Origin of the sequence: Lentibacillus sp., from assembly GCF_035301675.1 — a bacterium.
Classification (GTDB): Bacteria; Bacillota; Bacilli; order Bacillales; family Amphibacillaceae; genus Lentibacillus.
Map to the genome: position 1 here is coordinate 16,424 of NZ_DATGTT010000032.1, position 16,240 is coordinate 32,663.

The window sequence follows — 16,240 nt, forward strand, 5'->3', positions numbered from 1 at the left end:
TTGTTTTGCGCTCCGTGGAAGAGAAGCTGTTTCTATAGCTGCTTCATAAAGGGCTATGCTGTATTAAAAATACAGTGTCGGTACTTAAGCAGTCTTTTTAATGGTTGCCCCATATAATGTAAACGTATGTCAACTGTACAACGGCGTGAAACTCAGAAACCTTTAGGGCTTTAGGGAAACCCTTTCTATAAAAAATCACAAGCAAAACCTTGCATCATTTGATAATACATGGTAAAATTCTTTTGTTATTTATGTCCCCGGAGTGGATGCGGGGATTTTAAATGTTGAGTGGGAGGGGAATAGCCCTATTACCACATCACGGACTTTAAGGAGGTGTGTCTCGTGGCTAAAAAAGTAATTAAATTAGTAAAACTGCAAATCGAGGCCGGTAAAGCAAATCCAGCACCGCCGGTAGGACCGGCATTGGGTCAGGCTGGTGTAAATATCATGGGATTCTGCAAGGAATTTAACGCACGTACCCAGGATCAGGCCGGTATGATTATTCCGGTTGAGATTACGGTTTTCGAAGATCGTTCATTTACATTTGTTACGAAAACTCCGCCAGCTGCAGTGCTGCTGAAAAAAGCAGCCGGTATCGATACAGCATCAGGTGAACCAAGCCGTAATGAAGTCGCTTCGGTCAAACGTGATCAAGTACAGGAAATTGCGGAAACCAAAATGCCTGATTTGAACGCAGCTGATCTGGATGCTGCAGTACGTATGGTTGAAGGAACCGCACGCAGCATGGGTATTTCGATTGATGACTAATGTGCGTAAAACAAGAATAAATACAGTTGCGATAAATGGTATGCCATGTTACGCAACTTTTTTCATGAAAAATGCATCAGCGCTCCGTTCATTATGAGCATACCATTGCTTCATGAGTAACAGTGCCGCCGAGCATTTTTAAGTGGGAGGTCTTACCGCTAAAAACCACAACTTGAGGAGGAAGTAAAATGGCAAAAAGAAGTAAAAAATATCAAGAAGCTGCCGAGCTTGTTGATCGTTCAAAAGCATATGATGCCGAAGAAGCGGTCACTTTACTGAAGGAAACCGCAAAGGCAAATTTTGATGAAACAGTTGAAGCTGCTTTCCGACTGGGGGTTGACCCTAAGAAAGCTGATCAGCAGATCCGCGGTGCTATGGTTCTGCCGAATGGAACCGGCAAAACACAGCGTGTCCTGGTGTTTGCGAAAGGCGACAAGGCCACAGAAGCCGAAAACGCCGGAGCAGATTATGTCGGAGAGCAGGATCTTATAGGCAAAATCAATCAAGGCTGGTTTGATTTCGATGTTGTTGTGGCAACACCGGATATGATGGCTGAAGTCGGTAAACTTGGCCGGATTCTCGGGCCTAGAGGCCTCATGCCTAACCCTAAAACCGGAACGGTAACATTTGAAATTGAAAAAGCTGTTAACGAGATTAAAGCCGGTAAAGTGGAGTATCGAGTGGACAAATCCGCCAACATTCATGTTCCGCTTGGAAAGATTTCATTTGATAATCAGAAATTGGTTGAGAACTTTGAGGCAATTGCTGATACACTTATGAAAGCAAAGCCGCAGGCGTCAAAAGGTGTTTATATGCGCAAGGCTTCTATAACGTCCACGATGGGACCTGGCATCAGAGTTGATGTTTCCGGTTACCGCAGTTAATATTAACTTGATACAGTCGCAGGACTAGAAATTTAAAACAGAATGCATGGTTGACTTTTAGTGAATGGTCAAGTACAATAAATGACGTTATAAAGATGAATACGTTATACCGTAGACAGCAGGTGCAGATTATGCTTAATTTCCTGCCGAGGTGTTGGAAAGCAAATGGATAATTCCCCGAATGGGCCCCCATTTGTCATACAAGCCTCCAGTATCTATGGAGGCTTTTTTAATAAATACGGTATGATGAACATTTAACAGGAGGTGGAATGGATGGCTAATGCAAATATTATTGAGCAGAAAAAGCAGTTTGTAGATGAAATTGCCGATAAATTCCGTGACAGTCAGTCAACGCTGCTGGTGGATTACCGCGGACTTGATGTTGCTGAAGCAAATGAATTACGTAAACAATTGCGTGAAGCAAACGTGGAATTCAAAGTTTACAAGAACACCATGACACGCCGCGCAGCGGAAAAAGCCGAGCTGAGTGATTTGTCCGATACACTCGTCGGTCCGACTGCAGTTGCCTTCAGCAATGATGATGTTATAGCACCGGCTAAAATTCTGAACAACTTTTCCAAAGAGCACGAAGCATTGGAAATCAAAGGCGGCGTCATTGAAGGTGAAATTGCATCACTTGAGCAAATCAAGGAACTTGCAGACCTGCCGAACTACGATGGTATGGTATCAATGCTTCTTAGCGTATTGCAGGCACCTGTACGCAACTTTGCATACGCAACGAAAGCTATTGCAGATCAGAAAGAAGAACAGGGTGCATAAATTGGCTGCTGGCATTCCGGCATTCATATAACAAAACGAAAAAATGGAGGAATAAAAATGGATAATCAGCAAATTATTGATTCGATTAAAGAAATGTCTGTTTTGGAATTAAATGATTTAGTTAAAGCAATTGAAGAAGAATTTGGCGTAACCGCTGCAGCACCAGTCGCAGTTGCAGGCGGAGACGGCGGCGGAGAAGCTGAGGAAGAACAAACTGAATTTGATGTAGAGCTTCAGGACGCCGGCGCATCTAAAATTAAAGTTGTTAAAGCAGTCCGCGAAATCACCGGTCTTGGTCTGAAAGATGCGAAAGAACTGGTTGATAACGCTCCTAAGGCTGTTAAAGAAGGCGCAACTAAAGAAGAGGCTGAAGAAATTAAAGGTCAGCTTGAAGAAGCAGGCGCAACTGTAGAACTTAAGTAGTTTGATATTAAGAGCTCGTCGGTATTACGACGGGCTCTCTATATATTTCTCCTTCAAATTATACAATGAAGCGGGTGTCTAAATGTCTGAGCATTACTTTTCACAAAACCCTCAATCTAAAAGTTCACCCAAGAAATGGAATTACCAGCTGAGAGGCGAGATTTTTAAATTTGAGAGCGATTATGGTGTGTTCTCAAAAAATGAAGTGGATTACGGATCGCGATTGCTGATCGAATATTTTGAAGAGCCCCCGGTTGAGGGCAGTCTTCTCGACCTTGGCTGCGGCTACGGACCGATTGGAATTGCCATTGCGAACAGTTATAAGAAACGCAGTGTTATGCTGACGGACATTAATGAACGGGCAGTCGCACTCGCCAGGAAAAATGCGCATTACAACGATGTGAACAATGTTGAATTTGCAATCAGTGATCGATTCAGTCATCTCAAAGATAGAAAATTTGCAGCAATCCTCACCAACCCTCCCATCCGAGCAGGCAAAAAAATTGTCCATCAGATGTTTGAAGAGAGCAAACATGTCTTGCTGGAGAACGGACAGTTGTGGGTGGTCATTAAGAAGAAGCAGGGTGCGCCATCTGCAATGAATAAATTGAACGATTTATTTGGAGATGTTGAAGTAATTGACCGCAGTAAAGGCTATTATATTTTGATGACCACAAAATGATTGACCTTATAGTTTACTTGTGATAACATATTTAAATGCTAACATGGGGCTTCTTTTGTCAAGAGAAGATTTCATTTAATATAAAATGTATAAACCACTGGCAAACGGGAACAATGGTAGAATCGACGAAAAACAATGGCATTTTATTGAAAAATTTCAAGGTCATTTGTTTCCCTTCTTACTTATTAGAAATTAAGGTATTAAGGTGTTGCCGGTGTAAAATATGTTTTCTGCAGTTGCCCTGACTGCGGAATTGTTGGAAGTTCATTTAAACAGTAGTACACGTGCTATTGTTATTTTGTATCTGGATTATGGATTTAAAACGGCTGGTCATTATGTCAGCTTGTTTTTCACAGTTAAGAAAGTATAGATACTTTCTTACTGCATAAGTGCACAACTTAGGCTTTTGCCATTAAGGTTTGGCAATAAGCCAAGTTTTCTAATAAAAATATGAGTCATTTTTCTCTGCAGCAACTATGGTGACTAATCTTTGAAAAATGCTTGATTTGAGGGGTGAAGCAGTTGACAGGTCAACTAGTTCAGTACGGACGGCACCGCCAACGCAGAAGCTATGCGCGTATTAGCGAAGTGTTGGAACTGCCAAATCTAATCGAAATTCAAACCGCTTCCTATGATTGGTTTTTAAAGGAAGGTTTGCGGGAGATGTTCCAGGATATTTCCCCAATTGAGGATTTCGCGGGCAACCTATCACTGGAGTTCATTGATTATAGTCTTGGTGAACCCAAGTACCCTGTTGATGAGTCGAAAGATCGGGATGTCACATATAATGCCCCGCTTCGTGTGAAAGTTCGCCTGATCAATAACGAGACAGGTGAAGTGAAAGAACAGGAAGTGTTTATGGGCGACTTTCCGCTGATGACAGGCACAGGCACATTTATTATTAACGGTGCTGAGCGTGTTATTGTTTCTCAGCTTGTGCGCTCACCGAGTGTCTATTACAGCGAAAAATTTGATAAAAATGGCAAACGTGGTGTGACTGCGACGGTGATTCCGAACCGCGGTGCATGGCTGGAGTTTGAAACGGATGCCAAGGATGTTGCATATGTAAGAATTGACCGTACACGTAAACTGCCGATCACGGTTCTTTTACGTGCGCTTGGATTCAGCACAGATCAGGAAATCATCGACCTTCTTGGGGAAAATGAGTACCTGAAGAATACCCTTGAAAAAGACAATACAGAAACAACTGAAAAAGCGTTGCTGGAAATCTATGAACGTCTGCGTCCGGGTGAACCGCCAACGGTTGAAAATGCCAAAAGCCTGTTGGTGTCTCGCTTTTTCGATCCAAGAAGGTACGACCTGGCACGCGTTGGCCGGTACAAAATGAATAAAAAATTAAACATTAAAAACCGTCTGTTCAATCAAGTTCTGGCTGAGCCGGTTGTCGACCCTGAGACAGGGGAAGTTCTGGCTCAAAAGGGCGACAAATTGGAGCGAAAACTGCTTAATAAGATCATTCCTTACCTGGAAAACCAGGAGAATATGCTTGGCGAAAAGCATGTTGAACCAAACGAAGGAGTTCTGGATGAATCAATTCGCCTGCAATCCGTAAAAATTATCGATCCGACTGATCCTGAAGGCGAACGCGAACTGGAAGTCATCGGCAACGCGGGTGTCGACAGGGGTGTTAAGAATATTACGCCTGCCGATATTATATCATCTGTCAACTATTTCTTTAATTTGCTGCACCATGTTGGGGGGACCGATGACATTGACCATCTGGGCAACCGGCGTCTGCGCTCCGTAGGTGAATTGATGCAAAATCAATTCCGGATCGGGCTTTCCCGCATGGAACGTGTGGTGCGCGAACGGATGTCAATTCAGGACACATCAAGCATTACACCACAGCAGCTGATTAATATCCGCCCTGTTATAGCTTCCATTAAGGAATTTTTCGGGAGTTCGCAGCTGTCACAGTTTATGGATCAGACAAATCCGTTAGGGGAAGTGACCCATAAACGGCGTCTGTCCGCTCTCGGACCCGGCGGTCTGACACGTGAACGTGCAGGCTTTGAAGTGCGTGACGTTCACTATTCACACTATGGCCGTATGTGCCCGATCGAGACGCCTGAGGGACCGAACATCGGACTGATCAACTCATTGTCCAGTTATGCAAAGGTCAATGAATTCGGCTTTATTGAAACGCCTTATCGCCGTGTTGATCCGGAGACCGGTAAAGTAACCGATGAAACGGACTACCTGACGGCTGATGAAGAAGATAACTATATTGTGGCACAAGCAAACGCCCGCCTGAATGAAGATAGCACTTTTGCTGACGAAGAGGTTATTGCTCGTTTCCGCGGTGATAACACAGTTGTGCCGCGCGAAAAACTTGATTACATGGACGTGTCGCCAAAACAAGTTGTTTCTGCTGCAACAGCATGTATTCCATTCCTTGAGAACGATGACTCCAACCGTGCGCTGATGGGAGCGAACATGCAGCGTCAGGCGGTGCCTTTGTTGGAACCTGAAGCACCAATAGTCGGAACCGGAATGGAATATGTATCCGGTAAAGATTCGGGTGCCGCGATTATCTGCCGGAATGACGGTGTTGTGGAGCACGTAGAAGCTAAAGAAGTACGTATCCGACGTGTTTCTGAAGTTGATGGCAAAGAAGTGAAGGGCGACTTGGATGTTTATCGCATGCAGAAATATATCCGTTCAAACCAGGGGACCTGCTATAACCAGCGCCCAATTGTCAGCAAAGGCGATCGTGTCACCAAAGGAGAAATCCTGGCTGACGGTCCGTCGATGGAAGACGGTGAACTAGCGCTTGGCCGCAACGCGCTGGTCGGCTTTATGACCTGGGAAGGTTATAACTATGAGGACGCGGTCATCATGAGTGAGCGCATGGTGAAAGATGATGACTTTACGTCAATTCATATCGAGGAATACGAATCAGAAGCCCGTGATACGAAACTTGGACCGGAAGAAATTACACGGGATATTCCAAACGTCGGCGAGGAGGCTCTGAAGAACCTTAACGAAAACGGTATTATCCGCATCGGCGCAGAAGTTTCTGATGGTGATATCCTGGTCGGTAAAGTTACACCTAAAGGGGTAACTGAACTGTCTGCTGAAGAACGGCTGCTCCACGCCATCTTTGGCGAGAAAGCGCGGGAAGTTCGTGACACGTCATTGAAAGTGCCGCACGGAGCAGGCGGTATTGTCCTGGAAGTTAAAATATTCAACCGGGAAGACGGGGATGAATTGCCTCCGGGTGTAAACCAGCTGGTACGTGTTTACATCGTTCAGAAACGGAAAATATCTGAAGGGGACAAAATGGCGGGAAGACATGGTAACAAAGGTGTTATTTCCAAGATTTTACCTGAAGAAGATATGCCGTTCCTGCCTGATGGCACACCAATCGACATCATGCTCAATCCATTGGGTGTACCGTCACGCATGAATATCGGACAGGTGTTTGAATTGCATCTGGGCATGGCAGCACGTCAGCTTGGACTGCATGTGGCCACACCGGTATTTGATGGCGCAAGTGAAGAAGATGTTTATGAGACATTGCAGGAAGCAGGCATGTCGAAGGACGCCAAAACAATCCTGTATGACGGCCGGACCGGTGAGCCGTTTGATAACCGTGTATCTGTCGGTGTCATGTATATGATTAAACTCGCACACATGGTTGACGATAAGCTGCACGCCCGTTCGACCGGACCTTATTCACTAGTAACGCAGCAGCCATTGGGCGGTAAAGCGCAATTTGGAGGCCAGCGTTTCGGTGAAATGGAAGTCTGGGCACTTGAAGCGTATGGTGCTGCTTATACACTTCAGGAAATACTGACGGTGAAATCGGATGATGTGGTAGGCCGTGTCAAAGCCTATGAATCAATCGTTAAAGGTGATAATGTAACAGAGCCCGGCGTACCTGAATCGTTTAAAGTGCTTATCAAAGAGCTTCAGAGTCTTGGAATGGACGTTAAAATGCTGTCCAGCGATGAATCGGAAATCGAAATGCGCGAACTGGAAGAAGAAGAAACACAAGCGGCAAGCAAATTAAACCTGGAAGCTGAGGAAAATTAATAGGATTGCGCTTTGTAGAGGCTGATGATGAATCGGATCAGGAAAAACTGGCAAAATACCAGTTTTTCCGGTCCGGGAAAATCGGACACAAAAAAGGGAGGTAGACCCTTGCTGGATGTAAATAATTTTGAGTATATGAAAATCGGGTTAGCTTCGTCAGAAAAAATTCGCTCGTGGTCTCATGGTGAGGTCAAGAAACCGGAGACAATCAACTACCGTACATTAAAGCCGGAAAAAGATGGTCTGTTTTGCGAACGGATTTTTGGACCGCAAAAGGACTGGGAATGTCATTGCGGCAAATATAAACGGGTACGCTACAAGGGTGTCGTTTGTGATCGGTGCGGGGTTGAGGTTACAAAAGCAAAAGTCCGCCGTGAACGCATGGGTCATCTCGAGCTGGCTGCACCAATATCGCACATTTGGTATTTTAAAGGAATTCCAAGCAGGATGGGGCTTGTATTGGATATGTCACCTCGTGCCTTGGAGGAAGTCATTTATTTCGCTGCATATATTGTTACGGAAACCGGTGATACACCGCTGGAAAAGAAACAGCTCCTTTCCGAAAAGGAATATCGTGCCTATTATGAGAAATATGGTGCAACGTTCAAAGCGCAAATGGGTGCTGAAGCGATCCGCAAACTTCTGCAGGATATTGATCTTGAAAAAGAAGTTAACACACTGAAAGAGGAATTGAAGACAGCGCATGGACAGCGAAGGACACGTGCGATTAAACGTCTTGAAGTTCTGGAGTCATTTCGCAATTCTGGTAACGATACTTCCTGGATGGTTCTCGATGTGCTTCCGGTTATCCCGCCGGAAATTCGCCCGATGGTTCAGCTTGACGGCGGACGTTTTGCCACATCAGACCTGAACGATTTATATCGCCGTGTCATCAACCGCAATAACCGTCTGAAACGCCTTCTTGACCTTGGGGCGCCAAGCATCATCGTTCAAAACGAAAAACGGATGCTGCAGGAATCAGTTGATGCACTGATTGATAACGGACGGCGCGGACGTCCGGTAACAGGTCCCGGTAATCGACCGCTTAAATCACTTTCTCATATGCTGAAAGGGAAACAGGGACGTTTCCGTCAGAACTTGCTTGGTAAACGTGTCGATTATTCCGGACGTTCAGTAATCGTTGTTGGGCCGAGTCTGGAAATGTACCAATGCGGTCTGCCAAAAGAAATGGCATTGGAACTGTTTAAGCCATTTATTATGAAAGAGCTTGTCGAAAAAGGATTTGCTCATAACATCAAATCGGCCAAACGCAAAATCGAACGGGTTCACCCGGAAGTATGGGATGTTCTTGAAGAAGTGATCAAGGAACATCCGGTTCTATTAAACCGTGCACCGACATTGCACCGCTTAGGTATTCAGGCATTTGAACCCGTGCTGGTTGAAGGTCGCGCAATTCGTCTTCACCCGCTTGTCTGTACAGCTTATAATGCAGACTTTGACGGTGACCAAATGGCTGTGCACGTGCCGCTTTCGGCAGAAGCACAAGCAGAAGCACGTGTCCTGATGCTTTCTGCACAGAATATCCTGAACCCGAAAGATGGCAAACCTGTTGTAACACCATCACAGGATATGGTTTTGGGTAACTATTATCTGACACTGGAACGTGAAAATGCAATCGGTGAAGGAAGCCGTTTCAAAGATACAGATGAGGCACTCCTTGCCTATCAGAACGGTTATGTTCACTTGCACTCACGCATAGCTGTCAAGGCATCCAGTCTTAACAAGAAATCCTTTACGGAAGAACAGCAGGATCAAATGCTGCTGACAACAATCGGTAAATTGATTTTTAATGAGATTTTGCCGGAGTCGTTCCCATATATTAACGAACCGACAAAGTCCAACCTGGAAATTAAAACACCTGCAAAATACTTTGTTGAGCAGGGAGCAGATATTGACGAAGAGATTAAAAAGCGTGATGTCATCCCACCGTTCAAGAAAGGAATACTGGGTGATATCATTGCCGAAGTGTTTAAACGGTTTAAGATAACCGAAACATCCAAAATGCTTGACCGCATGAAGGATCTCGGATTCAGTTACTCAACAAGTGCAGGCATGACTGTAGGCGTCTCAGACATTGTTGTCCTCCAAGAAAAAGAAGAGGTTCTAAGTGAAGCACAGGAGCAAGTTGATAAAGTATCAAAACAGTTCAGGCGCGGTCTGATTACGGACAACGAGCGGTATGACCGGGTTATCGCAATCTGGTCACAGGCCAAGGACGATATTCAGGAACGTCTGATGGAATCGCTGGATAAACGAAACCCAATCTTCATGATGAGTGATTCCGGGGCCAGAGGTAATGCTTCAAACTTCACACAGCTTGCCGGGATGCGCGGTCTGATGGCTAACCCGTCAGGCGAGATTATGGAACTGCCGATTAAGTCCAGCTTCCGCGAAGGCCTGACTGTACTGGAATACTTTATTTCAACACACGGTGCACGTAAAGGTCTTGCCGATACAGCACTGAAAACAGCTGACTCGGGTTACCTGACACGCCGCCTTGTTGACGTAGCTCAGGATGTTATCATTCGCGAAGACGACTGCGGCACAGACCGCGGTCTGACAGTTTCTGCATTGAAAGATGACGTGGAAGTAATCGAACCGCTGCTGGACCGCTTAGTCGGACGTACAGTATTCGAAAATGTGCGTCACCCTGAAACTGATGAAATGATTGTAGAGAAAAACGATGTGATGACGGAAGACCAGTCCAAGCAAATCGTAGAAGCCGGTATTGAAAAAGTCATTATCAGGTCTGCATTCACATGCAACACCAAACAAGGTGTCTGCAAAAAATGCTATGGCCGCAACTTGGCTACCGGCGATGAGGTTGAAGTTGGCGAAGCAGTCGGTATCATTGCCGCACAGTCCATTGGGGAACCTGGTACCCAGCTGACAATGCGTACCTTCCACACTGGCGGTGTTGCAGGTGATGATATCACACAAGGTTTGCCGCGTATTCAAGAGCTGTTTGAAGCACGCAATCCAAAAGGGCAGGCTGTGATCAGTGAGATTTATGGTACTGTTCAGGAAATAAGAGAAGTGAAAGATAAACAGGAGGTCGTCATCCAAGGTGATGTCGAGGAACGCGTATACCCTGTACCTTACAATGCGCGTATGAGAGTGTCTGAAGGTGATGACGTGCTTGCCGGGCAGGCACTTATGGAAGGTTCTGTTGATCCAAAAGAGCTTCTCCGGGTACAAGGTATTGATGGCGTACAACAATACCTGCTGCGTGAGGTCCAGAAAGTATACCGAATGCAAGGTGTGGAAATTGGCGACAAGCACGTCGAAGTTATGGTACGTCAGATGATACGCAAGATCCGTGTCGTTGAATCAGGGGATACGGATGAACTGCCTGGCTCATTACTGGAAATTCATCAGTTCCGGGATGCCAATCAGACAGTTCTGCAGGAAGGGCGGCAGCCGGCCATCGGTCAGCCAGTACTTCTCGGTATCACAAAAGCATCACTGGAAACTGATTCCTTCTTATCTGCTGCATCCTTCCAGGAAACAACCCGTGTACTGACGGATGCTGCGATTAAAGGCAAGCGCGATGAATTGCTCGGACTTAAAGAAAATGTCATCATCGGTAAGCTGGTCCCTGCCGGCACTGGTATCCAGCGTTACCGTAAGCTTGAAACATCCTTGGATGAACCGGAAGAAAATGTTGATGAGCCGGAAGGGACAGAGCCGGTGGAAAACACATTTTCGTAGGCAAGTAATGATATCGGAAGCACTCAAAAATTAGCCCGAAATAACGTTGACAATACAAACCAGGAATGGTAATATATCCAGGGTGCTTCCGATTATACTTGTTACTTTGGAGGATATGCGGATGTCTTATGAAAAAGTGACCCGGTTTCAATCAAATTTGATAATCGGAACGAAACAGACACTTAAAGCAATCAAACGTGGTGCTGTAAGTGAAGTATTTATTGCTGATGATGCAGACCGGCACATCACCCGGAAGGTGGAAAGCATGGCTCATGAAATGAGTGTGCCCTGTCACCGGGTTGACTCTATGCAAAAGCTTGGTGATGCTTGCGGCATTGATGTCAACGCATCAGCTGTTGCATTAAAACAATAAGGGTTTTGGCGATTTCATCGCGAAGACTTTGTTTTTTGCGAAAAAATGAACCACCTGGATATGTGGTATTACGATAGCAATTGTAATGGGTGGTATCCGTGTATCTAATTACTGACTAAAAAAGAGAGGAGGAAATAAAATGCCTACAATTAATCAATTGGTACGCAAAGGTCGTGTGAGCAAACCTAAAAAGTATGACTCACCTGCACTGAACAGAGGTTATAATAGCTTCAAAAAACAATTTACGAACCAAGATGCACCACAAAAGCGTGGCGTTTGCACCCGTGTTGGCACATTGACACCCAAAAAACCAAACTCTGCACTGCGGAAATATGCGCGTGTTCGCTTGTCAAACAACATGGAAGTGTCCGCCTACATTCCTGGAATTGGACACAATCTGCAGGAGCACAGTGTTGTGCTGATTCGCGGCGGGCGTGTAAAAGACTTGCCGGGTGTTCGTTATCACGTTGTACGCGGTGCTCTTGACACTGCAGGTGTAGAAGGCCGTGCACAAGGCCGTTCAAAATATGGCACGAAGAAACCTAAAGCTAAAAAATAAACTAATGCGATAGATTCAGGGAAAGGAGGGAGACATATGCCACGTAAAGGACCAGTACCTAAACGCGATGTCTTGCCTGATCCGCTTTATAATTCAAAATTGGTAACGCGTTTGATTAATCAGATTATGGTAGATGGTAAACGGGGTAAAGCACAAAAAATTCTCTATAATGCGTTTGCACTCGTTTCGGAAAGAAGCGGGCAAGACGCGATGGAAGTATTTGAACAAGCGATGAAGAATGTCATGCCTGTTCTGGAAGTGCGTGCACGCCGTGTTGGCGGTTCAAACTATCAGGTACCGATGGAAGTGCGCCCGGAACGCCGTCAGGCATTGGGATTGCGCTATATTGTTAACTATTCACGTCTCCGTGGAGAAAAAACAATGGAAGAGCGACTCGCCAATGAAGTTCTGGATGCTTCAAACAACACTGGAGCGTCGGTCAGAAGACGTGAAGAATTACACAAGATGGCAGAGGCAAATAAAGCATTTGCCCATTATCGCTGGTAATCAAAACGAAATAAAAGCTTTCAACAGAAAGGAGAAGAATACATGGCCAGAGAGTTCTCCTTGGAAAAGACGCGTAATATTGGTATTATGGCTCACATTGATGCAGGCAAAACCACTACTACCGAGCGTATTCTTTTCTATACAGGACGTATCCACAAAATTGGTGAAACCCATGAAGGCGCATCACAGATGGACTGGATGGAGCAGGAACAAGATCGTGGTATTACTATCACGTCCGCTGCAACCACTGCCCAATGGAAAAATCACCGTATAAATATTATTGATACACCGGGGCACGTTGATTTCACAGTCGAAGTTGAACGTTCTTTGCGTGTACTTGACGGCGCTGTAACTGTGCTTGACGCACAATCCGGCGTTGAGCCACAGACAGAGACTGTGTGGCGTCAGGCAACAACGTATGGTGTACCACGAGTTGTCTTCGTTAACAAAATGGATAAAGTCGGCGCTGATTTCTTGTATTCAACGAATACATTAAAAGAACGTCTTGGCGCCAATGCGCATGCCGTTCAGCTGCCGATTGGTGCAGAAGATAATTTCGAAGGTATCATCGACCTGATCACCATGCAGGCCTATTACTATGAAGATGAACTCGGAACCCGTGCCGATGCTCGTGAAATCCCTGACGAGTATAAAGAAAAAGCCGAAGAACTGCGCGGTGAATTAATTGAGGCTGTCGCGGAAGTTGATGAAGACCTCATGATGCAATATCTTGAAGGTGAAGAGATTTCCGAGGAGGATCTTAAAAAAGCGATTCGCACAGCAACACTGAATGTTGAATTTTATCCGGTATACTGCGGCTCTGCATTTAAAAACAAAGGTGTTCAATTAGTATTGGACGGCGTTATTGACTACCTTCCATCTCCAACGGATGTACCGCCGATAGAAGGTATAGTACCGGGAACAGAAGAAGAAACAACACGACCATCTGACGATAATGCACCGTTTTCAGCACTCGCATTTAAAGTTATGACAGACCCGTATGTAGGTAAGCTGACATTCTTCCGGGTGTACTCGGGTACATTGGATGCCGGTTCATATGTCAAAAACTCGGTTAAAGATAACCGGGAACGAGTTGGACGCATCCTGCAAATGCATGCAAACTCACGGCAGGAAATTAAGACAGTACATGCCGGCGAAATTGCAGCAGGTGTTGGTCTGAAAGATACATCGACCGGGGAAACGCTATGTGATGAAAAGGATCTTGTTGTTCTTGAGTCCATGGACTTTCCGGAACCGGTTATTTCGGTTGCCATTGAGCCTAAAACAAAAGCCGATCAGGATAAGATGGGAATTGCTTTGGGCAAACTGGCAGAAGAAGACCCGACTTTTAAGACGGAAACAGATGAAGAAACCGGCCAGACCATCATCTCCGGAATGGGTGAATTACATCTCGACGTTATCGTTAACCGGCTGAAAGTTGAATTCAAGGTCGAAGCGCAAGTTGGCGCACCGCAAGTGGCCTACCGCGAAACATTCCGCGGATCTGCTGAGGTTGAAGGCAAATTCATTCGTCAATCCGGAGGTCGTGGACAGTACGGACATGTTTTGGTTAAATTTGAACCAAACGATGAAGGCGCAGGCTATGAATTTGAAAATAAAATCGTCGGTGGTGTCATACCGCGTGAATATATTCCATCTGTTGATTCAGGCATCCGTGAATCAATGGAGAATGGTGTATTAGCGGGCTATCCACTTATCGATGTTAAGGCAACGCTTTTCGATGGAAGCTACCATGATGTTGACTCAAACGAGATGGCATTTAAAATTGCCGGATCGATGGCTCTCAAGGAAGCTAAAAGAGAATGCAGACCGGTTCTGCTTGAGCCGATGATGAAAGTTGAAATTGTTATCCCTGAAGAGTATATGGGTGATATTATGGGGGATGTGACATCACGCCGTGGCCGTGTAGAAGGTATGGAACCGCGCGGACCGGCACAGCTTGTCAAAGCATTTGTGCCGCTTGCTGAAATGTTTGGTTACGCAACATCATTAAGATCCAACACACAAGGACGCGGAACTTTTACAATGCATTTTGACCATTATGAGGAAGTGCCAAAGAGCATCTCTGAAGAAATTATTAAGAAAAATGCAGGAGAATAATTGATTTTTTCCTTAATCTGACGTATAACTTTTATTGAAGGCTCGGTTTATTCGGCCCTTCAATAAATTTAAAAAAACACTTTTATTTCTTTAAAGGAGGAACTATACATGTCTAAAGAAAAATTTGACCGCTCGAAAAGTCACGTGAATATTGGAACAATTGGACACGTCGACCATGGTAAAACCACATTGACTGCAGCTATCACAACTACAATGCATAATGAATCCGGTGCAGGTTCTGCAATGAATTTTGACGAAATCGACCATGCCCCAGAGGAAAAAGAACGAGGTATTACAATCGCTACTTCCCACGTGGAGTATGAAACGGACTCCCGTCACTATGCACATGTTGACTGCCCAGGGCACGCTGACTATGTTAAAAACATGATCACCGGTGCAGCACAAATGGACGGTGCTATTCTGGTTGTATCTGCAGCTGACGGCCCAATGCCACAAACTCGTGAGCACATTCTGCTCTCACGCAACGTCGGTGTTCCAGCAATTGTTGTATTCCTAAACAAAGTTGACATGGTTGACGACGAAGAGCTGCTCGAACTGGTTGAAATGGAAGTTCGTGACCTTCTGACTGAATATGACTTCCCTGGAGACGATATTCCAGTCGTTAAAGGTTCAGCTTTGAAAGCTCTTGAAGGCGAAGCAGAATACCAAGAGAAAATCCATGAATTGATGGCAGCAATCGACGAATACATTCCAACTCCCGAGCGTGATCATGACAAGCCATTCATGATGCCTGTTGAGGACGTATTCTCCATCACTGGCCGTGGTACTGTTGCAACCGGCCGTGTTGAGCGCGGTACAGTTAAAGTTGGTGATGAAGTAGAAATCGTCGGTCTTGCAGAGGACTTGAGCAAATCTACTGTAACTGGTGTGGAAATGTTCCGTAAACTTCTTGACTATGCTGAAGCAGGTGACAACATTGGCGCACTTCTTCGCGGTGTTTCCCGTGAAGATATCAACCGTGGCCAGGTTTTGGCTAAGCCAGGATCAATCACACCACATACAAACTTTAAAGCAGAAGTTTATGTATTGTCCAAAGATGAAGGTGGACGCCACACGCCATTCTTCGCTAACTATCGTCCGCAGTTTTACTTCCGTACTACTGATGTGACTGGTGTTATTCAGCTTCCAGAAGGCGTTGAAATGGTTATGCCAGGTGACAACATCGAAATGGATGTTGAATTGATTTCGCCAATTGCCATTGAAGACGGTACACGCTTCTCTATCCGTGAAGGTGGAAAAACCGTTGGATCCGGTGTTGTAACAAAAATCGAAAAATAAAACATGGTTAATATAAAAAATAGGCAGCGTGACGACGCTGTCTATTTTTTGTT

The 16,240-nt window shown here is 45.3% G+C and carries 12 protein-coding genes and 1 other annotated feature; all 12 genes read left to right on the plus strand.

The features are described from left to right. The first annotated feature begins 342 nt into the window (after window positions 1-342). Window positions 343-768, plus strand: coding sequence for a 50S ribosomal protein L11 (rplK, locus tag VK097_RS05000; protein ID WP_324210706.1), 426 nt, complete (start codon window positions 343-345; stop codon window positions 766-768). A 188-nt stretch (window positions 769-956) separates the two neighbouring features. After that, window positions 957-1,652: a 50S ribosomal protein L1 gene (gene rplA, locus VK097_RS05005; protein WP_324210707.1), complete on the plus strand. Its 696-nt coding sequence runs from the start codon at window positions 957-959 to the stop codon at window positions 1,650-1,652. Between the two features lie 91 nt (window positions 1,653-1,743). Next, window positions 1,744-1,892: a sequence feature (ribosomal protein L10 leader region), on the plus strand. A 33-nt stretch (window positions 1,893-1,925) separates the two neighbouring features. Further along, window positions 1,926-2,432, plus strand: a complete 507-nt coding sequence (gene rplJ / locus VK097_RS05010) for a 50S ribosomal protein L10 (protein WP_324210708.1) — start codon at window positions 1,926-1,928, stop codon at window positions 2,430-2,432. A gap of 57 nt (window positions 2,433-2,489) precedes the next feature. Beyond that, window positions 2,490-2,855 (plus strand): 50S ribosomal protein L7/L12, encoded by a 366-nt coding sequence (gene rplL, locus VK097_RS05015; protein ID WP_324210709.1) that lies wholly within the window; start codon window positions 2,490-2,492, stop codon window positions 2,853-2,855. Between the two features lie 82 nt (window positions 2,856-2,937). Continuing rightward, window positions 2,938-3,537 carry a class I SAM-dependent methyltransferase gene (locus VK097_RS05020; protein WP_324210710.1) on the plus strand — a complete coding sequence of 200 codons (600 nt, stop codon included), beginning with the start codon at window positions 2,938-2,940 and terminating at the stop codon, window positions 3,535-3,537. A 522-nt stretch (window positions 3,538-4,059) separates the two neighbouring features. Then, window positions 4,060-7,596, plus strand: coding sequence for a DNA-directed RNA polymerase subunit beta (rpoB, locus tag VK097_RS05025; protein ID WP_324210711.1), 3,537 nt, complete (start codon window positions 4,060-4,062; stop codon window positions 7,594-7,596). 108 nt (window positions 7,597-7,704) lie between these two features. After that, window positions 7,705-11,328 (plus strand): DNA-directed RNA polymerase subunit beta', encoded by a 3,624-nt coding sequence (gene rpoC / locus VK097_RS05030; protein ID WP_324210712.1) that lies wholly within the window; start codon window positions 7,705-7,707, stop codon window positions 11,326-11,328. 121 nt (window positions 11,329-11,449) lie between these two features. Then, on the plus strand, window positions 11,450-11,701 hold the full coding sequence (locus VK097_RS05035; protein ID WP_324210713.1) for a 50S ribosomal protein L7ae-like protein: 252 nt from the start codon (window positions 11,450-11,452) through the stop codon (window positions 11,699-11,701). Window positions 11,702-11,840: 139 nt separating this feature from the next. Next, window positions 11,841-12,260 (plus strand): 30S ribosomal protein S12, encoded by a 420-nt coding sequence (gene rpsL, locus VK097_RS05040; protein ID WP_324210714.1) that lies wholly within the window; start codon window positions 11,841-11,843, stop codon window positions 12,258-12,260. A gap of 36 nt (window positions 12,261-12,296) precedes the next feature. Continuing rightward, the gene (gene rpsG, locus VK097_RS05045) at window positions 12,297-12,767 is read left to right on the plus strand and encodes a 30S ribosomal protein S7 (protein WP_324210715.1); all 471 of its coding nucleotides are present in this window, start codon (window positions 12,297-12,299) and stop codon (window positions 12,765-12,767) included. A 42-nt stretch (window positions 12,768-12,809) separates the two neighbouring features. Then, on the plus strand, window positions 12,810-14,888 hold the full coding sequence (fusA, locus tag VK097_RS05050) for an elongation factor G (RefSeq protein ID WP_324210716.1): 2,079 nt from the start codon (window positions 12,810-12,812) through the stop codon (window positions 14,886-14,888). Window positions 14,889-14,996: 108 nt separating this feature from the next. Further along, window positions 14,997-16,187, plus strand: coding sequence for an elongation factor Tu (tuf, locus tag VK097_RS05055; RefSeq protein ID WP_324210717.1), 1,191 nt, complete (start codon window positions 14,997-14,999; stop codon window positions 16,185-16,187). Window positions 16,188-16,240 lie beyond the last annotated feature (53 nt).